The sequence below is a fragment of the Chryseobacterium antibioticum genome (genome assembly GCF_012927325.1).
Lineage (GTDB): Bacteria > Bacteroidota > Bacteroidia > Flavobacteriales > Weeksellaceae > Chryseobacterium > Chryseobacterium antibioticum.
This window is the reverse complement of the sequence record NZ_JABBGI010000029.1, coordinates 1-21,548: the sequence shown is the minus strand read 5'-3', so window position 1 is coordinate 21,548 and position 21,548 is coordinate 1. Positions and strand designations below refer to the sequence as shown.

Below are 21,548 nucleotides of genomic sequence, written 5' to 3'. Positions count from 1 at the left end.
ATTTTATAGCTAACTCAACATATTTTATCATGTTAAAAAATTAGCAAAAAGTTCATGAGGATCACACCTGATTTTTTTCTGATGCTTTTAGCTTGTGCCCATTTCTTTTCTATAGGATTTAAATCAGGGGAGTATGGGGGTAAAAATAAAATATTATGTCCTTTGCTTTCTATAGCCTCTATACTATCAGAACGTTTATGGAATGTGGCATTATCCATTACAATTACGGCTCTTTCGGGTAGTGATGAGAGGAGCTGCTGGGTTACCCATGAATAAAAAACATCCGCATTGATATTTCCGTCAAATAAATAAACATTAAGCATTTTAAATCGATGAATCGCCCCTATTGCATTGACTCTTCCTCTGCTATGCCAGTCTTGGGCTCCATAGCATCTCGCTCCTTTCAGACTATACCCCTTGGGTCTAGGAGCATCCATAGCAAAACCACTTTCGTCAAGATAGATAATTGGCCTTTGATCAATAAATTCGTAGAAGAATATTTGCTTTTTAAATTCAGCCCTTGCCTGATCGTTAGCTTTGGGATGGATCAGCGTTTTTTTTATGACTTATCTTCAAGCGTCTCAAGGCATATAAGATGCAGTTAGGACTCACTCCAAATACTTCTGCACGTTCATACTGATAAGCATCAACATGTTTTCTTAAGGCTTCCATATCTATTTTTGTAGCAGGTTTGTTTCGCTTCGTTTTTGGCTCTATTCTGATCTTCCATCTTTTGAAGGGTACGCACTGGGATATTAAAATGTTCTCCTGTTTCACGTAAACTAAAATTATTTTCAGCTTTTACATTAAAGACTTGCTTGCGAAAATCTAAAGAATAACTCATTTTATAAAGATAAGATATTTTATAATGAGTTAGCTATAGCTTTTGTTTCCTGAATTTTATAGTCAGAGTTTAAAAAAATATCTCTTCAAAATGAATTGAAAGAGATAGTAAAATTGTTTTAACAAAACATTGCAGAAGTGAAGGCTCCTACAGAACTGTGTTTTATCATTTTCAATTATTTAATCAAGTGAGTTTTACAAATAAAGTTTCAATATAAAGCTTGATTTGATGAAAATGTCCTTCTAAAAAAGTACTGTGAAAGGGATGGACTTCACTTTTTGCAATTTTGTTTAGCTTATCATTGTGTGTGTTTAGAATCTTAGTTTAATCTTTGTGCCCTCATGTAGAAATAGTAATTATCTACATCTCTTGTGGCATGCCAGGTACAGTTGTACCATTCTCCGTTATTAAAAGTTACCATTGCATTTTACGTACTCTGCCTGATCTCCTGTAGAACATCCCAGATCATCTTACCATCAATATAATAAGAATAATATCCAGTCTTATTAATTGTATTTGCACCATGTATATTAGCATCATACGTAGAAAGAGACGATACATTATAGGTGAGATCAGTTGATAAAGTATTAAAAAACTTTGGACTTACATTACCATTGGTAGCACTTTCCAAGAAATCCATTCTTAAACCATTAATAAAAATGAATTTTGATTGATCAATTGCTGTTGCCAATTCGCAAGCTGCTTTTCTATTGGTCGTTGTTGTATTGTTTGTAGCTTTTCCATTCATCATATTTCGAGTTCCTCCGTTTGTTATAAATGGTGTTGCCGGAACTATAATTCTGGCGCTCTTTATTTTTCCTACAGCAAACAAAGAACGGTTATTTCCAATAATGGCACTGCAATTAGCTCCTAAAAAGCTCAGGGGAATTGTGGCAGTACTTGGAGAACTGAAATCAGGGGTTCCTGTTACAGAATAGGTAATCGTACCGTTGCCGCTGTAAAGAACCCCCGAAGTAAATTTTTGAGGAAATCCTTTAAAGGTTAAAGCTGCAGCTCCTGTATTATAAACAAGTAACCCCACAGCCGGAGAGGGAACTGTTATTTGATCTGTGGCGCTTGTAAGAGCGACTCTGGGAATAAGCAGACCTTTGTCAGACGCAACAACATCCAGCATAGCAGATGGATCAGGGGAAGGGGTGACTATTCCCACTTGAGAATACATGGTGACCGACAGTAATAATGTAATGGGTAATAATAATTTTTTCATCACCCAATACAACACTTAATAGACCGGCAGGATTTTTGGGTAGGAATAGATGAGGGAATCGAAATTTGCGACAAATTTTATCAAGCAAAAACATGGGAAAAGCCGAGAAGAATTGTCATTGTTAGACAAAAAACAGCACAAAGACCAAAGGCGGCAGGAAGAACTTTGAGCATTTTTCCAGAAGATGAAATTCATAGAAACTATCGCTATTCCACCTATATTACCATCCAACAGCAATCGGCAACGGATGTTTGGAGAACATACAGAAACAGAGGCGATGCAGAAAACAGGATTAAAGAGTTAAAGGCTGAAAGTTTTAATCTAAAAGGATTTTTCCCTACAGAAGCAGCCCTTATTTTTTCTATGATTGCTTAATGATGTCTGCTTTTCGTCTGTTGTCCTTCAGGGAAAAAAAAACAAACAACTTTATCCACACTCAGATATAGAACATTTGCCGTGGGTGCTTATTTTGAAAAAACAAACCATACCCTAAAACTTAAAATTGCTCTTACCAAAAAAAGAAGAAAGTGGTTTACTGGAATTTGGGATTACCCAATTGACCTAACACAAAAATCTCTATCACGTAATTTGGGTTTAATCTAAAGAATTCCTCGAGGCTCTGCCTCGGGGTGAAAAGAGGAAAAGTTTGAAAAACGGATGGTTTTTCAAAAGAATAAAAAGATGTAGCTTTGATTTATGGACGATCATATTTTGAAAAGACATAATAAAACCTTACTTCTTTACCATATTGTTTTTCCTGTGAAATACAGGAATTCGGTTATAAGTGAAGAAGTTGGAACTGGCTTGAAAGAAATATGTATTGAATTGTCTCATCGCTATGAAATTCATTTTTTAGAAATTGGTTATGAAGATAACCATGTTCATTTTTTGATACAAAGTGTTCCAAATTTGTCAATTAGTGAAATTTGTATGAAAGTAAAAAGTATCACAGCTAAAGAGATTTTCAAACGTTTTCCTGAAGTTAAAGCTAAGCTTTGGGGTGGAAATTTTTGGACAAGTGGTTATTACGCAAACACAGTAGGTCAATATGGAAACAAAGATGTCATTAAAAAATATATAGAAAATCAAGGAAAAGAAAAAGAATATCAAAAAGTGCATGAGGCTCAACTTACACTTTTTGACTTTTAATACTTCGGGGCTCTGCCCCGGGGTAGTTTATTATTTAAAGATTTAATAATTTAAATAGCGTAAAGAAGTCGCAAATTGATCTTTTTGATGAGACATATTAATGAAACTGCAGGAAAAGAATAATTTCTTCCCCTGCAGTAGTAAGATTGGATATATGGAACCAGCTATTGGTTCATCATTTCAAAAGCACCATCAGAGCCAGCAAAGAAATTGCTGTATAGAACTTCAGTGTTTCCAACACGAATTTCAAAGGTATCATTCATCAGGCCTTGTACTAAACTGTCAGCTACCTCTAAAGCCGGAATACCATTTTCCCTGCCTCCGATTTCTGCTGAAAGATCCGTATTGACAAGTGGCGGCATCAACTCAAAAACTTTAACAGCGGTGTCTTTGGCCAGTTCATACCTTAGCAATTTTGTATAGGAGTGGAGAGCCGCTTTAGAGTCAGAATAAGTTGGGACATGAGAACCCGGCGCAAATGCTACAATAGAAGAAACATTCACAACAGCTGCATTTTCCTGTTGTTTTAATAAAGGAAGTAATTTTTCTGTCAGACGTATCGGGGCAAAATAATTGGTTTCAAATTCTGCAGAAGCTTTGGTGTAAGTGTCGGAGGTATCGGAAAGCGTATAAGCATAGGCGTGTCCGGCATTATTGATCAGAATATTCAGTCCACCGAAATTCACTTTAATTTCCTCTGCCAATCGGTTTACATCATTTCCATTGGTGATGTCAGCCTGAATGGTAAAAACATTGTCAAGACCCTCTGCTGCGGCATCAAGCTTTTCTTTGTTTCTTCCGGCAATAATAATTTTGTTGGTTGCATGAAGTGCTTTTGCAATTTCCAATCCTATTCCTGATCCTCCGCCAGTAATTAAAATCGTGTTGTTGGTAATGTTCATAATATTTTTTGTTATTAAATGATTAGATATTTTTAAACTGTACTAATTGGTACAGAATTGAGTAAAAAATTTTAGTCCAGTATTTTAAGATTCAGTTCAATAATGCTTTTCAATATTTCCGGTGAGCTTTCCATCCTTTTTGTCACATGAATTCCGTTCCATAGATTGCTGAGATGCCATCCGATAATTTCCGGATCTTCAGTGCTAATGATCTGCCCGGTTTCCTGTGCGGTTCTGATAGTCTCAGCAAACAAAACCTGAAGTTTTTTCAGCATTTGAGCTGTGATCTTTTTTATTTCATCATCCTTTTCAGATAGCTGTACCAAAGCATTTCCCAAATAGCAACCAGGTTCTTTGTCGCATTCAGAAGTGTTGGCCAGATTCAGAAAAAACTTTTTGAGGAATTGGATTTTATTCTCAGATGCCGTGAGGCTTTCCGAAATTTTTTGATAAAAATGGTCTGAAAACTGGCTGATCGAGCGGACGTAAAGTTCTTTCTTCCCCCCTTTAAAGGTAAGATAGAAACTACCTTTCCCGATGCCCATGGCCCGAAGCAGTTCGTCAGCAGAAGCTGTATCATAGCCTTTGTTTCTGAAAACTTCAGTGGCTTTTGCTACCACGTCACGCTCGTCAAATATTTTAGGTCTTCCTGCCATTGGGATTCATTTTCTGGGACAAAGGTATATAATTGTACCATTCGGTACAAAATAATAAATTCAATATGTTTTATAGTTTCTGTCAATCATTAAACTTATTATAAGTCTAAAGTCATAAAAACAGCAGTTTCCTCAGGATTGTCGTACAACCTTGTATTCAGTCCCGTTATGCTGAAGCCCATTCTTCTGTAAAACTGTATCGCCGGATAATTGGTATTTTGTGTTTCCAGTTCGATAATTCTGCAGTTTAAATTTCTGGCTTCACGAACAGCACTTTTAATGAGCTGAAGTCCGGCTCCGTTTCTTCTGAACATTTCACTGATCAGTATATTTTCAATATAGAAACTGTTGTTCCAGGTCCTGTGCTCACCAATGATCCATCCCATGAGTTCCCCATTTTCAAAAACTCCGAAAGAATGTCCTTTTTCTATGATTTCATTAAGATCATTTATATCGCTGGAATTGGTTTCCCAGACTTTGGTGTAATGCAGCGATTTTTCTCTTAATGTAAACTCAAAAGAACCGCTGTATTCAACAAAGGAGATGGATAATATTCTGTCGGTGCTATACCCGTTAAGTCCCCAGTTTGGTGTAGGATTTTCAGTCAGTTTTTCTAATTTTTTTATTTCCATGAAAATAAAGAATGTGATTGTGATTTATTGAATTTCTGTACAAATTTCCACCAAATAATTGTCGAGATCTTTAATGTAAGCTACCTTTTGTCCCCATGGTTTTACAGCGATATCTTCATACGGGAGCGCTCCATTTTTAATGGCTTTTTCTACCAGTTTCTCTACGTCATCTGTCGTAAATCCTAATTCTATTCCGAAAGGTTTTTCTTCAGACCTGGAAGATAAAAATCCCTTCTTTACATTGGAGCTGGCCAGATGTACGGATGCGAAAGCCAGACTGGTTTCTCCGGTAATCAGTTCTCCGTAATCTTTTTCCGGTGTGATAAATTTTATAGGGGTATCAAATGTATTCTGGTAAAAGTTCATCGACTTTTCAACATCTTCAACGTATAAAATGACGTATTTGAATTTAATCATTATTAAGTTTTATTTTTATTTAAAATATATTCTTCATCTTTCATCAATTGCATATAAGGCCCATGTAAAGGATAGTATTCCATACCTCCGAAATGACCGAAATGAAGCGGATACTTTTCAGTTAGTTGACGAACCTTACTTCCGAATGAATTAATGCAAACATGCTGAACTGCATTCTCCATCTGCCTTCCGTTGGTGAAAACGAGCATCAGATTGCATTGATCTTTAAAGGTCCGATCAAAATAGTATAAAACATGGATATTCTCTTCCCTGCATATGAGGGTCAGATCATCAATAAGGTCCTTTTTGGAGGAAAGTGGGAGATTACAATCAATTCTTATAGAAAGATTTTCGGCATTATCTTTTTTGAAATCTGAACCGATGATTTGGATAAACCGATGTTCTATGGTTTCATATTTTACATTTTCCGGTCTTAAATTTCTGCTTGATCTTACTTCAAAAGAAGAGTCAATCAGGATTGCATTGGCAAGAATCAGCAGCTTCTCTATCTCTGAGACGAATTGAAAATGCTCATCAAAAAGGGTATAGTCACCCGTTGAAATCAATAACTGGTTTTCATTGATCTTAATATCTAGATACATTCTTTTAAAACGGAAATGTAATTCCTCCAGTTTTTTGATGAGGTTTTCAGGATGCTCTACTGAAATTCTGGCTTCCAGTTCGGCAAGATTATTGGCATGGCCTCCAATTCCTTTGAAAAATTTAAAAAACTGGAAACGGTATAAGTTTTCGGGAAATTTAAAATACCAGTATACGCCTAAAATCATAATGTTGAAAGATCACATGGTTAGATGTTGGTATGAATTAGTTTTTTGAACATATTTCGTTAAAAAGTTTTGTTCCTTCAGCTTGTTCAAGGTCTTTCAATTTTTTTAGAGCAGTACATGCTGTAGTCACATCTTCTTTATTCAGGCTTATAGAAGCCGTATTATACAGCGCATCTATATTGGTGTTATCCAAGTCAAATGCTTTATTAAATAGTTCTATAGCTTTATCTAATTTCTGATTTTCAAGAGCGTTCATGCCTTTATTGTAAGTTTCATTAGACAGCATTTTATCTTTTATTGTTACAGGGATATTATTTAAATCTTTATGATCACTTTTAAAAAAAGCAAATTTTATTGTGGAACCTTTAAATGTATTTATATACTTGATTTGAATTTCTATGCGATATGGAATTATAATCTGGTCAAATTTTTCTAAACCTGCCAAATTCCATAAATGATAACTTTTTTCAACAGTTGATTTTAAAAATTCTATATTTTCTAAATTCTTTTTAGATTGATCTTGGTTTTCAAATTGAAAATCGATCTTCTGTTTCTTTGGATGGATTATAATATTTCCGTTGATGTTGAGATTACGATCATTATTCGTCATAGATCGCTCTAAAACATCAGAGAAAATGTTCTTTTTCAGTGAAGGTGTAAAATATGGAGTGGCTATTACAATGCTGTCATTCTTTAATGTATTGAGATATTCATGTTGGAATTTTGACGTTCGTACAAACCACATCTTCTTTATCTTATCATGGCTGGTAATTCCCTCTGATCTGCCAATCACAACCAATGTATCATTGGTTAGCTTATCAATTTCATAGAATGTTTTTGGCGAAGTTCGGATACTTGTATTTTCTATTTTAATATCAAAGCATGTTTTCCGCTCTTCAAATATGGGATCTATGTATTCACAAATTTTATTGTCAGAAAGTTTCCATATTAAAAACCGTTCAGGACTTTCTGAAAGATCTCTGCTTCCGTCGAGCATACTGGATTTTACCCTTGCCCAATTATCAACTAATTGCTGTTTATTGATTTGGGAACTTGTTTTAATGAGAATGAAAATAAGAAAAAAGGAAATATACTTTCGCATAAATGAAACTATTAATTATCGCTGTAAAAGTAAGTAAATTTCTAATGCAATAAATCTTGCATTTCATATATACTTAGTGGTCTTAAACTATTCCTAGATATAAAAAACATTTTTTCTACATGAGATAAAATAATAAAAACTGAAAGCGTATTTGGTTTGATTAAATTTAAATAAAATTTCACACTCCAAAACTTTCAAAACCCGTAAATTTGTGGTCAACAAAAATTTACTAGATGCTTAGGAAAATTTCAATTGCGGCAGCAGCCCTTTTGTCCGTAATGACAATCAATGCTCAGAAGAACAAAAACTCTCAAGTAGAAAGACCCAAATTAGTCGTAGGACTGGTTGTAGACCAGATGAGGTGGGATTATCTGTACCGTTTTTACGGTAAATATGGAAACGATGGTTTCAAAAGACTTCTGAATACAGGATATTCTTTAAATAACGTCCACATCCCTTACGTACCTACCGTTACGGCTTTGGGACATACCTGCATCTATACAGGTTCTGTACCTGCGATCCACGGGATTGCCGGAAACGACTGGACGGATAAAGAAACCGGAAAAAACGTATACTGTACGGCAGACGAAAGCGTACAGCCGGTAGGAACCAACAACGCAAAAATAGGAAGTCATTCTCCGAAAAACCTTTGGTCTACCACCGTGACAGACGAATTGAGACTGGCTACCAACTTCCAGGGAAAAGTAATCGGAGTTTCATTAAAAGACCGTGCTTCCATTCTTCCTGCAGGCCATACACCGAACGGAGCGTTCTGGTTTGATGATAGTACCGGAAACTTTATTACAAGCACCTGGTATATGAATGACCTGCCTCAGTGGGTAAAGTCTTTCAATTCCCAGAATCTGCCTGAAAAATTAGTAGCAAACGGTTGGAATACTTTACTTCCGATCAATCAATATACAGAAAGTTCACCGGATAATTCTTCTTGGGAAGGACTGCTTGGAAGCGCGAAAACACCTGTTTTCCCTTACAGCAATTTAGCTCAGGATTATCAGACGAAAAAAGATAATATCCGCTATACTCCTTTTGGAAATACACTGACACTGAAACTGGCTGAAGCTTCTGTAGAAGGCGAAAAGTTAGGAGGTGATACTATTACCGACTTTTTAGCAATCAACCTGGCTTCTACGGATTATGCAGGGCACAAATTCGGACCGAATTCTATCGAAGTGGAAGATGTGTATTTACGACTTGATCAGGATCTTGCCGAGTTTTTCAGCTATCTGGATTCAAAAGTAGGAAAAGGAGAGTACACTGTTTTTCTTTCTGCCGATCACGGTGGAGCTCATTCAGTAGGATTTTTGAAAGAGCATAAGATCACTACAGGATTCTTTGGGGATGGAATGGAAAAAGATATCAATCAAAAACTGAAAGATAAATTCGGAGTTGATAAACTGATCAATGCAGTAGACAACTACCAGATTTATTTTGACAGAAAACTGATGCAGGATAACAAAATAGAGTTGGATGATTTGAGAGATTTTACAATCAAAGAATTGCAGAAAGATCCTACCGTTTTATATGCAGTATCTGTGGATGAAGTTCAGGAAGCTACGATTCCGGAACCCATCAAACAGAGAATCATTAACGGAATCAACAGACAGAGAAGCGGTGATATCCAGCTAATCTCCCACGATTCGATGCTTCCTCCATATTCCAAGACTGGAACTACACACAGTGTATGGAATTCTTATGACTCCCACATTCCATTGATCTTTATGGGCTGGGGAATCCAGAAAGGGGAAAGCAATAAAGCGTATCATATGACCGATATTGCCCCTACCATTTCATCATTACTGAAAATTCAGTTTCCAAGTGGAAATGTAGGAAACCCGATCACAGAGGTTATTGGAAGATAATAAATATTCCGGAACACTTTTTATCATGTACAATTAAAGAGATGCAGTTTTTGCATCTCTTTTTTTAATTTCAATCAACTATAAAGATATTATTTGGAAGGAGTCGCCCTTATATTAATGGTATCACGATTTCCTGAACCAAATGTCACTCTGAAAGCAGTTCCGCTTGCACCGGCGCCGTTTACCGTAAGGATATAATTTCCTGCTGGTAAATTAAGTGTAGTGCGGGGCACAAGATAAAAATTACCAGTGGTGATAAAAGTGGCAAAACTATTAATATAAGATAGGGAAGATATTCCGAATGCGTTATTGATAGGTATACCGGCTGGCGCAGCCGTAAATGAGTAGTACATATTACAAAGTTTCACTGCATTATCTGTTATTCCTGCCCCGGTAGCGCCTGGTGCAATACCAAAATTGGTGAAAATAGCAGAGATGTTGGAATTAAACTCCACTAAAGAAGGTTTGCTTAAAGTAAAAGATATTGTAGCCAGCGTAATGGTGGTAATAGAGCCGCTGGTTGTAGCTGCCGGAACATCCAGAGTTGTTGTAGCCAGTGCGTCTCCACCTATGGTCCCCCCTGAAAGCATTGTTTTTTCAGACCAGGCTGATTTTCTCTGCCATTGGGTTCCGTCATTATAATATTCTCCCGGATACACGGGATTGGTTGGTACAGAGGTATTGGTTACGGTATTGTATATACTCATTCCTGCCACATGTGCTGAAAGCGGTGACGAATTATTGGTCGCTGTAAGAGCTACTCTGGGAAGCAATATCCCTTTATTTGTACTGCTTACCTCCAGCATTGCATTGGTGTTGGGTGAAGCAAGGCCTATTCCCACTTGAGCCATCGTCTGGGATGAAATACCTAGAAAAGCAAGGACTGTCAGAAATATATTTTTCATGATTAGGTTTTAGTTAGTTCATATTAAAAATCTTACCGTTATTTTGTAGGCGTGGCTTTAATCTGGGCCATATCACGGATTCCGGACCCATACATAATTCTAAAAGCATTACTGCTGGATGCCACTCCGTTTAAATTAACCACATAGTTTCCCGCTGGCAATTGGAGGATAGCATGGGGAGCAGTATACAGATTTCCTGTAATGGTCGTTATATTGGCCGTGATGGCATTCATATAAGTTACTGTACTGTCTCCAAATGGAGCATTGACAGCTATTCCGGCTGGTGCTGTGGTAAATACAAAATTCACAGTTGCCAATTTTACTGACGAATCTCCCAGTGGCGTAGTGCTGTCACCACTCACCGTAAAAGATGTAGAAATATTACCTCCGAACTCTACTCTGGATGGTCTGTCCAGAGTAAAGGAAAACGTACTTAAAGTAGTAGTGGCAGGGGTGCCTGCTGCAACATCTACGGTGATAGGGGAAAGTAAATCAGCGATTGTACCTCCCGTTATCATTCTTATATCATTCAGCGCAGACTTTCTCTGCCATTGTGTTCCGTCATTATAATATTCACCCGGATACACGGGATTGGCTGCTACAGAAGTATTGGTGGCAGTATTGTATACCGTCATACCGGCTACGTGAGCTGTTAGCGGTGAAGAATTATTGGTAGCGATTAATGCCAGTCTCGGCAGTAAAACCCCTTTATTGGTACTTGTGATATCCAGCTGAGCATTAGCATTTGGACTGGCTAATCCCACGCCAACCTGAGCATTTGTCAATAAAAAGAAAAGCAGAAAGAACAGGATTGTATATTTAATTTTTTTCATTGTATCATATTTTAATGATGTTAAAAATAGACAGGCTTCCCATTACTGTAATGGGGTAGCTATGACTTGGATCATATCATGGGTACCTCCGCCAAAGCCTATTCTAAAGGCAGTTCCGCTTAAAACCGTCCCTCTTACAATCAGGACATAGCTTCCTACTGGCAAAGCGACTACGCTATACGGATTCAGATAAACATCTCCTGTTGCAGTCCCGGCAGCAGAAAGTGAATTCGTGTAAGAGGTGGAGTGATCACCAAAAAAAGCAGTCGTAGAAACTCCGGCAGGAGCTGTAGTGAACTGAAAGTTGACCGTACATAATTTTATGGCTCCGTCTGATAAAGGGGTTGTATTGCTTCCGGAAGCGGTATACTTTGTAGAAATATTGGCACTGAACTCTACGGTAGACGGTCTGTCTAAAGTAAAGGAAACAGTACTCAGTGTTATATTGGATGCTGTTTCGGCAACAACGTCTGTGGTGATCAGCGCAATAGGGTCGCTTATGCTTCCTCCGGTAATCATTCTGGCATCATTCCAGGTAGATTTCCTTAACCATTGGGTACCGTCATTATAGTATTCTCCCGGATATACAGGGTTGGCGGGTACTGAAGTATTGGTAGCTGTATTGTATACAGTCATTCCGGCAACGTGGGCTGAAAGGGGAGAGGAGCTATTGGTAGAAACAAGGGCAAGTCTTGGAAGGAGTAAACCCTTATTGGTGCTGGTTACATCCACTTCTGCATTGGCGTTGGGTGAATTTATTCCAATTCCTACCTGAGCTTCTGTAAAAGAAAAGCCGACCAATAATAAGGGAATAATAATGTTCATTGTTTTCATCGTTGTTTAGTTTTATTTAGGTTTATCAAAAAACGTTCCGGTAATTAATTTTATTCTTAATTTTTGTAATTATTTTGAATAAAAATCACTTTAAATGATTTTATGGTGTTGATTTAGTTTTTTTTGATTTAAACTGTATTTTGATATCTGTTTTTTATTAATTCTAATGTTTCTGTCGACGGAAATGCAATCATAGGTTCCGCGATGATACTTCATATGTAGGGAACAATGTAAGTCGAGTTACGTACATAACTCATCCAAATTCCTCCGCTTTTTCCAAAAAAAACTCGCAGGATTTTCTGCGAGTTTTGTTTTTATTCAGGTCAAATTATTCTTTGTCTTCAGCGACATCCTCATCCTCGTTTTCGTCTTCTTCATACTGTTCTAGGTAATAAGTGAAACTGAAATCCTCTCTTTCATCTTCCGCGTCCTCAAGGGTCGTCAGCAGATCTTCAAAGATCTCCAGTTGGTCTACCGTCATATTGACGAATTCAAGGTGAAGCGGCATTTCCAGCTCTCCGGTAATGACGTCAGACAGTGCATCAAGATTGTCTCCGAAATATTCCGGAAGAGTCACTTTTTCCTTTAATTGGGCGTAAAAATCCTCGTAGTCGCCAATGTCTGTAAAATCGATATATATTGTCTTCATATAGAATTAAATTTCCAGTTTTTATTAATTAAAAAAGTTTTGCATTTCTTGCAGAAATCTGTTTCCTCATCAGTAGGGTTTCCACCTTCGGCATCTCTCATAAAGCATGTTTTTTCAGGACAGTGTTTCAGTCCCTGTGTATGTCCAAGCTCGTGGATTGCTATTTTAAAGAACTGCTCATCCCTGTTTTTTTTATTCAGCCTGAATGTTGAGGCTATGCAGGCTTTCCCTGGTCTGTAACCAAGTCCCATGATTCCATAGTCCTTTATTTTTCCTTTAGTAACGCTGATGTCTTTTGAAGTTAAACCAATTGTAACAAAACCTTCTTTTGTGTGGTTATCCAAAAATTTTATGATAGAATCTGCGCGATAACGGTTTCTTGCTTTATAATAGGCATTTTCCGGAAAATCAATGGGCTCAAGAACTTTCACGCTAGGATAGATTTTCCTGATTTCTCCTGCGGTTTGTTTCACGTTTTCAGAACTGAAATCTTTGAACGGCTGAATCAGTATGGTCATCGGCTTGCCACTCTTTTCGGGCTGCTGTTTTTCCGAGCATGAAAATGCTAAGGATACTATTGCTGCCAGACCACAAAAACTACTGCTTCTCAAAACTTTTATAATGGTTTTTAGTCAGATAAACATCACCGTTTTTTGTAAAAATAATCCGGTCTGCATTTCGGTTGCCACAGCTGTAGTTCACATCTGCTTCATAATATTTTTCATCTCCGGGAAGTCTTTTCTCACGGTTGCTGAACTTATCACCACCAATGGCTTTTCCCGGCAATACATCGCAGAGGTTTCCTTTTCCCGGGTTCCAGCCCAGTTGTTTGGCTTCATTTTTAGTGATGTAATAGTCAGGAAGCCTGTGGTTCTGTTTTACATAATTAATAACCGTTTTTTCTGCTGTCAGTTGGCCTATGGACTGTGACGAAGAATTTCCATGGGTACTTTGAGAATCCGTGGAAGTACTTCCATAACGTGAATTTTCTGTTTTTTCGGTTTCTGTTTTTCCCTTTTTATCTGCAATAAAATTATTGTAGACATACATCACAGACATTCCGAACAGAAGCCCCAGGCAAATGAAAAATACCGATCTTATTTTACCGTTCATAAATAAAACTTATAATTTATAATTCAGAACTAATCATTTCTCCACTCCTCAGGAATATCACAAACCGGGATAGGATTGATTTTATGTTGAGCTGCTTTATGCATTCTGTCAAAAATTAAAAAGACTTCTTTATCGCGGCCTTCATAATCGTCAGCGGTTTTGGTTCCGTATTCTTTCTGGATCTTTTCCAGTTCAGGATAGGTAGCTCCGATCTGTTGTTCATCTGTTCTGTCTACATCCCAAAGACCATCCGTAGGAATCGCTTCCCGGATGTTTTTAACCAGATTTAAAGCTTTTGCCAGCGTATACACTTCAGTTTTGTAAAGATCTGCGATTGGAGAGACGTCTACACCGCCGTCGCCATATTTTGTATAAAACCCGATTCCGAAATCTTCTACTTTATTTCCTGTTCCGCATACCAAAAGACCGTTGATCTGCCCATAATAATATAGGGTAAGCATTCTCAGACGTGATCTAGTATTGGCGAAAGCCAGTTTCTCGTTAGGAAACAGATCGTCTTTTACATCAAATGTTTTATAAAGTTCTTCAAAAGCAGGAGTCAGGTTCACAGACATAGCCTCTACATTGGGAAACTTTGATTTCAGGTCATTCATATGTTCCCAGGCACGGTCTATCTGATCCGGTTTCTGGCGTATCGGCATTTCGATCAGAAGGGTTTTCAATCCTGTCATGGCTGCAAGAGTAGAAACCACCCCGGAATCTACGCCTCCGGAAACACCGATGACATATCCTTTTACATTAGCTTTTACAGCATAATCTTTTAACCACTGTACAAGATGATCTATTACTTTTTGAGTCTGCATTGTTTATATTTTTTAATCTATTTCAATTTTTTTAAGGGTATTTCACTACACCTTTTATATTTCTAATCCGTCTTTTGCTAGTTATACAACCATTCCGTTACCTTCAGAATTCCAAACGGAAAAGATATTTCAAAATTACTGGTTTTTTCGTAACCAGATTTAGGATGATAATTTTCGTACCCATCAGAATGACCGAGCTATAGCCCAGCTCTTTAGCAATTGAATGTCCTTGAAGGAGAAGCTGTCCTCTAATCCCCCGATTCTGAAAAGGAGCCAGAGCCGGCGATTCAAATGTTTCGACACCATTCACTATTTTAAGTTTTGGCAATAAAAATATGGCTGGCCATTTCACCGTTTTTGATTTCAGCAATTAGAGAAAGTTCAGGAATGAAGTTATCAGATCCCCCTTAGTCTTTTCACAAGGAAATGGTCACTGTATTCCATATCTCTGAAAGCTTCTTCAACAAGCTCAAAAACTTTTTTGTGATCTTTAACCTCTCCTGCAGCATAGTAAACATAAGTCTAAAGATATTTTTCGCTCTTCAGTTCATACCAGTTGCAGACTGCGTCAGGTTCTGTAAATTCACCAGTTTTCTCAAAGCCTAATTTTCTTAGTATATGATTGGATCCGTTATTCTCAGAATGAGCACAGGCATAAATGATTTCTGCATTCATCTCCTTAAACCCGAGATCAAGAGCCGCTTCAGCTGCTTCTAATGCATAACCTTTTCCCCAGAATTCAGGAAGGTAACGGTAGCCCAACTCTAGAACGTCTTTATAGCCGTTGATTGGCTGTGTCAGCAGTTTTAAACCGCTCCAGCCGATCAGCAGACCGGTTTCCTTTTCAATTACAGCAAGTCTTCCTGTCCCGTTTTCCTCATATTGTTTACGGATCATTCTGATCATATTTAATGATTCTTCCGGTTTTGTGAGTACCGGAACACCAATGTATTTCATCACTTCCGGGTTAGAATCCAGCAAAAACATGCGTTTAACATCTGTTTCTTCAAGTTTTCTTAAGATCAGTCTTTTTGTTTCTATTTTCATAGTCATAATTTAGGGCTCAGTTCCAAAAATAGTTACGTCGGTTTTTATTCCCTTATTAATATCAGTTTCTTTGATTTTATTTCCTCCCACATTCAGTGTCTGAAGGGCTGGATTTCCGGAAATATCAAGCTTTTGAATCTTATTATGTTCGACGTTCAGCTTTCGTAAATTTTTGAGCGCAGTGATATCGATGGTTTTTAGTTGATTTAAAGATAATGTTAATTGATCAATTCTTGGAGTTTCCTTTAATGAAATATTCTCCAGAAGGTTGTTGTCAAGATAGAGTGAAGCCAGATTTTTAAGGCTTTCTCCTCTGAAAGAAGATATCTTGCATCCCGTACAGGAAAACAGTTCAAGATGGGGAAGTTGGCTAATAGAAACACTGGGAATAGCATTGTCATCAAGCACGATCATTTTAGCATTGGGAAAATGGTGTGCATCTTCCGCTGATTGAATGCCTTTCTGAACCAGAAATAAATTAGTGACTGCATCTGCCTCCAGCTGTTCCAGTGAACCGTTTTTATTAAGGTCAAAATTTTCAAGCACAGCCTTTTCAAAGTTTTGATCTTTAAAATTAATTTTTTGGGCACAGAAAAGAGAAAATCCTGAAATAATCAGGCAGAAGGTTGTAAATATTTTAATTTTCCTCATCGATTGTGTTTTTAATCCTTATTTTTGTATACTTAAATTTCATGTAAAAATAATGAAGATTTTTAAAATTATTGCCCTTTCTTATATTTTAGTTCTCACTTTGGATTCTTGTAAAAAAGAGCCCGAAAATCAGTGGAAAGTAGAAGTGAAAAATACGGCAGAAAAAGTGGAGCTAACTGATATTTCCAAGGAGTTTTATAACCAGGATATTCCTCTGGAACAGTTTAAAGCTAAATTTCCATGGTTCCAGGGAACCGTTTCTGATGCAGATTTTGGAAAAAGAAGAGCGGATGCAGAAGAGATCAAGATCTATAAAGAAGCAGCAGGGAAAATAGATGAGGCAAAGCTTCAAAAAGAGCTTCAGGATCTGTTTGCTCATATCAAATATTATTTTCCACAGTTCAAAAGCCCTAAGGTTTATCTGTTTTCGTCCGCATTACAGATGATTCAGGATCCTATTTTTTATGATTCTAAAGGAAATCTGTTATTCATAGATATTACAGGATTTATGGGTGATGGCAATGCCAATTACAAAGGACTCGAACTCTATTTTCAGAAATCGATGAATCCTCAGAATATTGTTCCTAAAGTTTCACAGATCTTCGCCGAAAGTATTGTGACAGAATCTCCGGATCATCAGAAATTCATTGATAAAGTTATTCTGAACGGAAAAATTATGATGTTGCAGGATGCTTTCCTCCCCGATACACCGGATTATCTGAAAATGAATTATACCCAAAAGCAATACGAATGGGCTGTAGCGAATGAATCCAACATCTGGAATTATTTCGTAGAAAGTAACCTGATTTTCGGAGATGACCCAAGATTGGTAGAACGTTTCATTTCTCCCGGACCATTCTCAAAATTCTATACGGAAATTGATAACGAATCTTCGCCTCAGATTGGAATCTTTACAGGATGGCAGATATGCAAAGCCTATTTCAGACTGAAACCCGAAACCAAACTGGCGGATTTCTTAAAGCTGGATGCCACAAAGATATTTAATGAAGCGGTTTACAAACCTAAAAAACCGTAACAGTCAAAATAAAAAATAGCCTTCAAAGTAATTTGGAGGTTTTTTTTTAATTTAAAACTAAGTATTTTCCGCATCTTAATGAAGTGAAAAATTATTTACATTAATAAGTATTTCCTGATGAAGATAACTTCGTAGAAATTTTAGATAAGCTGAAGAAGTATTAACTTTGCGGAAAATTTTTAAATTGATATGAGAAAAACTCAGATTACAATAGATGTAGAGTTGGATGAGAACCACATTCCTGAAAGTATAACATGGAATGCTCAGGACGGTGGTGTGGAAAAAGAAGAAACGAAAGCAACGATGATCTCTGTTTGGGACGACAAAACAATGGAAGCTTTAAGAATCGATCTTTGGACAAAAGAAATGCCGGTAGACCAGATGAAGATGTTTATTCACCAGATTTTGGTATCTTTAGGAAGTACGTACCAGAGAGCTACGGGAGAAGAGGATGTAGCACAATGGCTGGAGCAGATTGCTGATGAATTTGCAGTAAAATCTGCCATCAGATTGTAATATCAAAACTCCACACCAATCACAAAATTATATGAAAAAAGTACTTCTAATCATCAGTACGGCGGTATTGTTGGCCGCGTGCGAAAAGAAAACTGAGGTAAAGGAAACAAAAACAGCAGATTCTGCTATAACGACAGAAAAACTTCCGGCTTCTGAAAATAAAGAAGTTTCCGGGACGGAGAATGTTTCTGAAAACGCGGATATGGATATTGCTTTATTCAAAGAAAAGGATATTCCAGCAGCGATGTTAAAGGGAAGCCTTCATCCTCATGATATGGAAGGTGAATCTGTGATGGAGCTTGTTCCCAGCATGGATGATTTCATTAAAGGAAACGGCTCAGATATTGCTTATATAGATGATTCCCTGAAAAAAATAATTCTCAAAATCAACGGAAAGTTTGAAGAACTTAAGGAAACCAGCACTGATAAATACGAAAACAGTGAATATCAGGCTTCTTTTACCACTACTGTTCCAGATAAAGTTCCGGAAGATATAGAAGTTCTGGCTTATGCTTTTAACGGAAAGCTAGAGGTGAAAAGAAAATCTGATAACGTTTCAAAGAGCCTTGATTTTTTTATGGGAGGCTTATAAAAAATAAAAATATTATGAATTTTAATACAAAAGTAATTCACGGAGGGCAGCACCACGAGTCTGCAACAGGTTCTGTTAATGTTCCTGTATTTTTAACGTCTACATTTGCACAGAAAAGTCCTGGAGTACATTCCGGATATGAATATTCAAGAGCTGCCAACCCTACAAGACAGGCATTAGAAGACTCTCTCGCAAGTATTGAGAACGGAGCAAGAGGTCTTGCTTTCGGTTCCGGACTGGCTGCTATCGACTGTGTTTTAAAATTATTGAACCCCGGTGATGAGGTAGTAGCGGTAGATGACCTTTACGGCGGTACTTACAGAATGTTTACAAGACTTTTTGAAAAATATCAGCTTAAATTTACTTTCGTGAATTTTGATGATGTTTCAAAAATTGCCGACGTCATCACAGACAAAACAAAATTGATCTGGGTAGAAACGCCTACGAATCCTCTGATGAAACTGGTAGACATCAAAGCTGTGGTGGAAATGGCCAAAGGAAAAGATATCCTGGTTGCTGTAGATAATACTTTCGCAACACCCTATATCCAGAGACCTATTGATTTGGGAGCAGATATAGTAATGCACTCAGCTACAAAATATTTAGGTGGGCATTCAGATGTAATTGCCGGAGCATTGATCGCAAAAGATGCCGAACTGGGAGAAAAACTTCACTTCATCCAGTTTGCGAGTGGTGGTATTTTAGGACCTCATGATTCTTACCTTGTTTTAAGAGGAATCAAAACGTTAGCATTAAGAATGCAGCGTCACTCAGACAACGGACTTGCAGTTGCCAAATATCTGGAAACTCATCCTGCAGTGGATAGAGTGATTTATCCGGGATTGGAATCTCACCCTCAGTACGAACTTGCAAAATCTCAAATGAGAGAACCGGGAGGAATGGTTTCCTTCACTTTCAAATCAGGAAAAAAAGAAGATGCCGTTAAATTCCTTGAGAAAGTAAAGGTTTTCACTTTGGCTGAATCTTTAGGAGGGGTAGAATCTTTAGCAAATCACCCTGCGTTGATGACGCATGCGTCTATTCCTGCAGATAAGCGTGAAGAATTAGGTATTACGGATGATCTTGTACGTTTAAGCGTTGGGATTGAAGATGCCGAAGACCTGATCGCAGATCTTGAGAGAGCTTTTTCTTAATACACTAAAATAAAAATATAATGAGAAAGATTCAATTTTTTTTGATCTTAAGTTTTTTCAGTCAGATGGTATATTCTCAGGTGAAAACTACTGATGAATTGTATAAAACGGCCAAAAAGCTGGACAGTCTGATCTTTGATATAGGATTTAATAAGTGCGATCTTTCTCATTATAAATCTATAGTCAGCAACGATCTGGAGTTTTACCACGATAAAGGAGGAATCACTTCCGGTGAGAAAGCTTTTACCGCTTCCATTAAAAATAATATCTGTGGCGGACCCAATAAAGTGAAGCGTGACCTTGTACCTAACAGTATGAAAGTTTATCATTTATACAACAATAATGTTCTGTATGCTTTCATAGAAGAAGGAGAGCATGATTTTTTTGAATTTTCCAATGGAAAATGGAATCAGGGGAGCAGAGCAAAATTTACTATTTTGTGGATTTTAGAAGATAAACAGTGGAAAATGAAAAGGGTATTGAGCTATGATCATCATTTATAATCCATATGAAAAATACCAGAAAGGCTACTTTTGAAGATGTGAATCAATTGGCGGAATTATTCGACCAATACAGGATTTTTTATCATAAAGAATCTGATATTCCTGCTGCTGAGAATTTTCTCAGAGAAAGGATCGGGAACAAAGATTCCGAAATTTTTGTGGCAGAAGAAGATGGAAAACTGACAGGATTTGTCCAGCTGTATCCCATATTTTCATCCACAAGAATGCAGCGCTACTGGCTGCTGAATGATCTCTATGTCAACGAAAATCACAGAGGGAAAGGTTATTCCAAAGAATTGATCGAAGAAGCCAAAGAATTGTGCCGATCATCAAACGCATGCGGGGTTCTGCTGGAAACCGGAAAAAACAATGATGTCGGAAACCAGTTATATCCGGCCTGCGGCTTCGAACTCTATGACTCTGTGAACTTTTATGAATGGACGAACAAAGGAAATTAAAAAATTAAAAATGAAGAATTAAAAATGTGAATGATTAATAGTCAATAAGAAATGGTCTTTTCTAAACCATCACCAATGATTTTTCATTCATCATTCTTCACTTTTCATTCATAACTGATAACTTATAATTCAAAAAAAATGTCTGATTTTCAAAAATACGTACAAAGATATCTGGACCAGATTCCTTCAGAGGACTGGATTGGAGAATTAAAAATATCTGGCGAGAAAACGGCAGAAATATATGCCGCTCTTACAGAAGAACAGTCTCTTTTTGCATATGCAGAAGGAAAATGGACCCTGAAAGAACTTTTACTCCACTTATCTGATACCGAAAGGATATTTCAATACAGAATTCTGGCTTTTGCAAGAGGAGATAAAGCGGAATTGCAAGGCTTCGATGAAGAAGAGTATGCCTCGGCTTCTTTTGCTAATAACAGATCTTTAGAATCTCTACTGGAAGAGTACAAACTTGTAAGAAAGTCTTCACAAATTCTAATTGAAACCCTTGAACCATCTGTTTTAAATAATACAGGAATAGCCAATGGAAATCAATTGGCTGTGGAAACAATCGGAAAACTGATTGTGGGACATAATTATCATCATTTGAGTATAATTAAAGAGAGGTATTTGCCAGTATTAGAATAGGTTTTAGATTTGAAGAATCAAGAACAAAAACCAAGATGACAGATCTTCAACGATATGTATAAAATTCAATAGGAACGGGCTTTAGCCCAATGTCATTAAGTTAGTAAAATATCACAAGCTATCCTTTTGATTTTTAGAGACTATGGGTTTAGCTCTTGCTCTATATTTACCTATATTTCTTTTGTTTGAT

General features: G+C 37.2%; 28 protein-coding genes. 10 read left to right on the top strand and 18 right to left on the bottom strand.

Annotated elements, in window-relative coordinates:
- Nucleotides 1-32: 32 nt before the first annotated feature.
- From HHL23_RS18535 to HHL23_RS18525, 3 genes are all read right to left on the bottom strand, one after another.
- The gene (locus HHL23_RS18535; protein WP_317174716.1) at nt 33-500 is read right to left on the bottom strand and encodes a transposase; all 468 of its coding nucleotides are present in this window, start codon (nt 498-500) and stop codon (nt 33-35) included.
- A 31-nt stretch (nt 501-531) separates the two neighbouring features.
- Nucleotides 532-777, bottom strand: a complete 246-nt coding sequence (locus HHL23_RS18530) for an IS630 transposase-related protein (RefSeq protein WP_317174714.1) — start codon at nt 775-777, stop codon at nt 532-534.
- A 494-nt stretch (nt 778-1,271) separates the two neighbouring features.
- Complete coding sequence (locus HHL23_RS18525) at nt 1,272-2,072, bottom strand: hypothetical protein (protein ID WP_169236257.1); 801 nt, start codon at nt 2,070-2,072, stop codon at nt 1,272-1,274.
- A gap of 6 nt (nt 2,073-2,078) precedes the next feature.
- Between HHL23_RS18525 and HHL23_RS22930 the strand changes: the two genes are divergently transcribed.
- Both HHL23_RS22930 and tnpA read left to right on the top strand, forming a co-directional pair.
- Nucleotides 2,079-2,447, top strand: a complete 369-nt coding sequence (locus HHL23_RS22930) for a transposase (protein ID WP_394354159.1) — start codon at nt 2,079-2,081, stop codon at nt 2,445-2,447.
- Between the two features lie 321 nt (nt 2,448-2,768).
- Nucleotides 2,769-3,221: an IS200/IS605 family transposase gene (gene tnpA / locus HHL23_RS18515; RefSeq protein WP_169233696.1), complete on the top strand. Its 453-nt coding sequence runs from the start codon at nt 2,769-2,771 to the stop codon at nt 3,219-3,221.
- 164 nt (nt 3,222-3,385) lie between these two features.
- Here tnpA and HHL23_RS18510 read toward each other — a convergent pair whose 3' ends face one another.
- From HHL23_RS18510 to HHL23_RS18485, 6 genes are all read right to left on the bottom strand, one after another.
- On the bottom strand, nt 3,386-4,123 hold the full coding sequence (locus HHL23_RS18510; protein WP_169236256.1) for an SDR family oxidoreductase: 738 nt from the start codon (nt 4,121-4,123) through the stop codon (nt 3,386-3,388).
- Between the two features lie 71 nt (nt 4,124-4,194).
- A complete protein-coding gene (locus HHL23_RS18505) occupies nt 4,195-4,779 on the bottom strand; it encodes a TetR/AcrR family transcriptional regulator (protein ID WP_169236255.1) in 585 nt (194 codons plus the stop codon).
- Nucleotides 4,780-4,877: 98 nt separating this feature from the next.
- A complete protein-coding gene (locus HHL23_RS18500; RefSeq protein ID WP_169236254.1) occupies nt 4,878-5,411 on the bottom strand; it encodes a GNAT family N-acetyltransferase in 534 nt (177 codons plus the stop codon).
- Nucleotides 5,412-5,435: 24 nt separating this feature from the next.
- Nucleotides 5,436-5,828: a VOC family protein gene (locus tag HHL23_RS18495; protein WP_169236253.1), complete on the bottom strand. Its 393-nt coding sequence runs from the start codon at nt 5,826-5,828 to the stop codon at nt 5,436-5,438.
- 2 nt (nt 5,829-5,830) lie between these two features.
- Nucleotides 5,831-6,616 carry a hypothetical protein gene (locus HHL23_RS18490; RefSeq protein ID WP_169236252.1) on the bottom strand — a complete coding sequence of 262 codons (786 nt, stop codon included), beginning with the start codon at nt 6,614-6,616 and terminating at the stop codon, nt 5,831-5,833.
- Between the two features lie 37 nt (nt 6,617-6,653).
- Complete coding sequence (locus HHL23_RS18485; protein WP_169236251.1) at nt 6,654-7,718, bottom strand: tetratricopeptide repeat protein; 1,065 nt, start codon at nt 7,716-7,718, stop codon at nt 6,654-6,656.
- A 233-nt stretch (nt 7,719-7,951) separates the two neighbouring features.
- Here HHL23_RS18485 and pafA point away from each other — a divergent pair, with 233 nt between their 5' ends.
- Complete coding sequence (gene pafA, locus HHL23_RS18480) at nt 7,952-9,598, top strand: alkaline phosphatase PafA (RefSeq protein ID WP_169236250.1); 1,647 nt, start codon at nt 7,952-7,954, stop codon at nt 9,596-9,598.
- Nucleotides 9,599-9,687: 89 nt separating this feature from the next.
- Here the strand turns inward: pafA and HHL23_RS18475 are convergent, their stop codons facing one another.
- The 9 genes from HHL23_RS18475 to HHL23_RS18435 all read right to left on the bottom strand — a co-directional run bounded on the left by HHL23_RS18475 (nt 9,688) and on the right by HHL23_RS18435 (nt 16,454).
- The gene (locus HHL23_RS18475) at nt 9,688-10,503 is read right to left on the bottom strand and encodes a hypothetical protein (RefSeq protein WP_169236249.1); all 816 of its coding nucleotides are present in this window, start codon (nt 10,501-10,503) and stop codon (nt 9,688-9,690) included.
- A gap of 38 nt (nt 10,504-10,541) precedes the next feature.
- Nucleotides 10,542-11,336 carry a hypothetical protein gene (locus HHL23_RS18470; RefSeq protein ID WP_169236248.1) on the bottom strand — a complete coding sequence of 265 codons (795 nt, stop codon included), beginning with the start codon at nt 11,334-11,336 and terminating at the stop codon, nt 10,542-10,544.
- Nucleotides 11,337-11,378: 42 nt separating this feature from the next.
- Nucleotides 11,379-12,170: a hypothetical protein gene (locus tag HHL23_RS18465; RefSeq protein WP_169236247.1), complete on the bottom strand. Its 792-nt coding sequence runs from the start codon at nt 12,168-12,170 to the stop codon at nt 11,379-11,381.
- Between the two features lie 328 nt (nt 12,171-12,498).
- Nucleotides 12,499-12,819 carry a barstar family protein gene (locus tag HHL23_RS18460; RefSeq protein WP_169236246.1) on the bottom strand — a complete coding sequence of 107 codons (321 nt, stop codon included), beginning with the start codon at nt 12,817-12,819 and terminating at the stop codon, nt 12,499-12,501.
- Nucleotides 12,816-13,430: a matrixin family metalloprotease gene (locus tag HHL23_RS18455; RefSeq protein WP_228464848.1), complete on the bottom strand. Its 615-nt coding sequence runs from the start codon at nt 13,428-13,430 to the stop codon at nt 12,816-12,818. The genes HHL23_RS18460 and HHL23_RS18455 overlap by 4 nt, the downstream gene beginning before the upstream one ends.
- Entirely contained in the window at nt 13,417-13,932 is a 516-nt protein-coding gene (locus tag HHL23_RS18450) for a ribonuclease domain-containing protein (RefSeq protein ID WP_228464846.1), read from the bottom strand. The genes HHL23_RS18455 and HHL23_RS18450 overlap by 14 nt, the downstream gene beginning before the upstream one ends.
- Before the next feature lie 29 nt (nt 13,933-13,961).
- On the bottom strand, nt 13,962-14,756 hold the full coding sequence (gene nadE / locus HHL23_RS18445; RefSeq protein ID WP_169236245.1) for an NAD(+) synthase: 795 nt from the start codon (nt 14,754-14,756) through the stop codon (nt 13,962-13,964).
- Nucleotides 14,757-15,278: 522 nt separating this feature from the next.
- On the bottom strand, nt 15,279-15,803 hold the full coding sequence (locus HHL23_RS18440) for a GNAT family N-acetyltransferase (protein ID WP_228464844.1): 525 nt from the start codon (nt 15,801-15,803) through the stop codon (nt 15,279-15,281).
- A 9-nt stretch (nt 15,804-15,812) separates the two neighbouring features.
- Nucleotides 15,813-16,454: a leucine-rich repeat domain-containing protein gene (locus tag HHL23_RS18435; protein WP_169236243.1), complete on the bottom strand. Its 642-nt coding sequence runs from the start codon at nt 16,452-16,454 to the stop codon at nt 15,813-15,815.
- A gap of 52 nt (nt 16,455-16,506) precedes the next feature.
- On the opposite strand from HHL23_RS18435, the gene gldB reads away from it, so the two are divergent.
- The 7 genes from gldB to HHL23_RS18400 all read left to right on the top strand — a co-directional run bounded on the left by gldB (nt 16,507) and on the right by HHL23_RS18400 (nt 21,358).
- Nucleotides 16,507-17,490, top strand: a complete 984-nt coding sequence (gene gldB, locus HHL23_RS18430) for a gliding motility lipoprotein GldB (protein ID WP_169236242.1) — start codon at nt 16,507-16,509, stop codon at nt 17,488-17,490.
- Nucleotides 17,491-17,679: 189 nt separating this feature from the next.
- Nucleotides 17,680-18,006: a gliding motility protein GldC gene (gene gldC, locus HHL23_RS18425; protein ID WP_169236241.1), complete on the top strand. Its 327-nt coding sequence runs from the start codon at nt 17,680-17,682 to the stop codon at nt 18,004-18,006.
- 31 nt (nt 18,007-18,037) lie between these two features.
- The gene (locus HHL23_RS18420; RefSeq protein WP_169236240.1) at nt 18,038-18,598 is read left to right on the top strand and encodes a hypothetical protein; all 561 of its coding nucleotides are present in this window, start codon (nt 18,038-18,040) and stop codon (nt 18,596-18,598) included.
- A gap of 11 nt (nt 18,599-18,609) precedes the next feature.
- Nucleotides 18,610-19,752 (top strand): cystathionine gamma-synthase, encoded by a 1,143-nt coding sequence (locus tag HHL23_RS18415; RefSeq protein WP_317174715.1) that lies wholly within the window; start codon nt 18,610-18,612, stop codon nt 19,750-19,752.
- Between the two features lie 20 nt (nt 19,753-19,772).
- Complete coding sequence (locus tag HHL23_RS18410; protein ID WP_169236238.1) at nt 19,773-20,255, top strand: nuclear transport factor 2 family protein; 483 nt, start codon at nt 19,773-19,775, stop codon at nt 20,253-20,255.
- A 5-nt stretch (nt 20,256-20,260) separates the two neighbouring features.
- The gene (locus HHL23_RS18405; RefSeq protein ID WP_169236237.1) at nt 20,261-20,713 is read left to right on the top strand and encodes a GNAT family N-acetyltransferase; all 453 of its coding nucleotides are present in this window, start codon (nt 20,261-20,263) and stop codon (nt 20,711-20,713) included.
- A gap of 138 nt (nt 20,714-20,851) precedes the next feature.
- Complete coding sequence (locus HHL23_RS18400; RefSeq protein WP_169236236.1) at nt 20,852-21,358, top strand: DinB family protein; 507 nt, start codon at nt 20,852-20,854, stop codon at nt 21,356-21,358.
- Nucleotides 21,359-21,548 lie beyond the last annotated feature (190 nt).

Bases quoted from the DNA above. Each gene is read 5' to 3' on its own strand.
- HHL23_RS18500 (WP_169236254.1), bottom strand. From the start codon at position 5,411: ATGGAAATAAAAAAATTAGAAAAACTGACTGAAAATCCTACACCAAAC.
- HHL23_RS18465 (WP_169236247.1), bottom strand. From the start codon at position 12,170: ATGAAAACAATGAACATTATTATTCCCTTATTATTGGTCGGCTTTTCT.
- HHL23_RS18470 (WP_169236248.1), bottom strand. From the start codon at position 11,336: ATGAAAAAAATTAAATATACAATCCTGTTCTTTCTGCTTTTCTTTTTA.
- HHL23_RS18405 (WP_169236237.1), top strand. From the start codon at position 20,261: ATGAAAAATACCAGAAAGGCTACTTTTGAAGATGTGAATCAATTGGCG.
- HHL23_RS18495 (WP_169236253.1), bottom strand. From the start codon at position 5,828: ATGATTAAATTCAAATACGTCATTTTATACGTTGAAGATGTTGAAAAG.
- HHL23_RS18525 (WP_169236257.1), bottom strand. From the start codon at position 2,072: ATGAAAAAATTATTATTACCCATTACATTATTACTGTCGGTCACCATG.
- HHL23_RS18490 (WP_169236252.1), bottom strand. From the start codon at position 6,616: ATGATTTTAGGCGTATACTGGTATTTTAAATTTCCCGAAAACTTATAC.
- HHL23_RS18460 (WP_169236246.1), bottom strand. From the start codon at position 12,819: ATGAAGACAATATATATCGATTTTACAGACATTGGCGACTACGAGGAT.
- HHL23_RS18510 (WP_169236256.1), bottom strand. From the start codon at position 4,123: ATGAACATTACCAACAACACGATTTTAATTACTGGCGGAGGATCAGGA.
- gldB (WP_169236242.1), top strand. From the start codon at position 16,507: ATGAAGATTTTTAAAATTATTGCCCTTTCTTATATTTTAGTTCTCACT.
- HHL23_RS18400 (WP_169236236.1), top strand. From the start codon at position 20,852: ATGTCTGATTTTCAAAAATACGTACAAAGATATCTGGACCAGATTCCT.
- tnpA (WP_169233696.1), top strand. From the start codon at position 2,769: ATGGACGATCATATTTTGAAAAGACATAATAAAACCTTACTTCTTTAC.
- HHL23_RS18505 (WP_169236255.1), bottom strand. From the start codon at position 4,779: ATGGCAGGAAGACCTAAAATATTTGACGAGCGTGACGTGGTAGCAAAA.
- HHL23_RS18450 (WP_228464846.1), bottom strand. From the start codon at position 13,932: ATGAACGGTAAAATAAGATCGGTATTTTTCATTTGCCTGGGGCTTCTG.
- HHL23_RS18485 (WP_169236251.1), bottom strand. From the start codon at position 7,718: ATGCGAAAGTATATTTCCTTTTTTCTTATTTTCATTCTCATTAAAACA.
- HHL23_RS18435 (WP_169236243.1), bottom strand. From the start codon at position 16,454: ATGAGGAAAATTAAAATATTTACAACCTTCTGCCTGATTATTTCAGGA.
- HHL23_RS18475 (WP_169236249.1), bottom strand. From the start codon at position 10,503: ATGAAAAATATATTTCTGACAGTCCTTGCTTTTCTAGGTATTTCATCC.
- HHL23_RS18440 (WP_228464844.1), bottom strand. From the start codon at position 15,803: ATGAAAATAGAAACAAAAAGACTGATCTTAAGAAAACTTGAAGAAACA.
- nadE (WP_169236245.1), bottom strand. From the start codon at position 14,756: ATGCAGACTCAAAAAGTAATAGATCATCTTGTACAGTGGTTAAAAGAT.
- gldC (WP_169236241.1), top strand. From the start codon at position 17,680: ATGAGAAAAACTCAGATTACAATAGATGTAGAGTTGGATGAGAACCAC.
- HHL23_RS18410 (WP_169236238.1), top strand. From the start codon at position 19,773: ATGAGAAAGATTCAATTTTTTTTGATCTTAAGTTTTTTCAGTCAGATG.
- pafA (WP_169236250.1), top strand. From the start codon at position 7,952: ATGCTTAGGAAAATTTCAATTGCGGCAGCAGCCCTTTTGTCCGTAATG.
- HHL23_RS18420 (WP_169236240.1), top strand. From the start codon at position 18,038: ATGAAAAAAGTACTTCTAATCATCAGTACGGCGGTATTGTTGGCCGCG.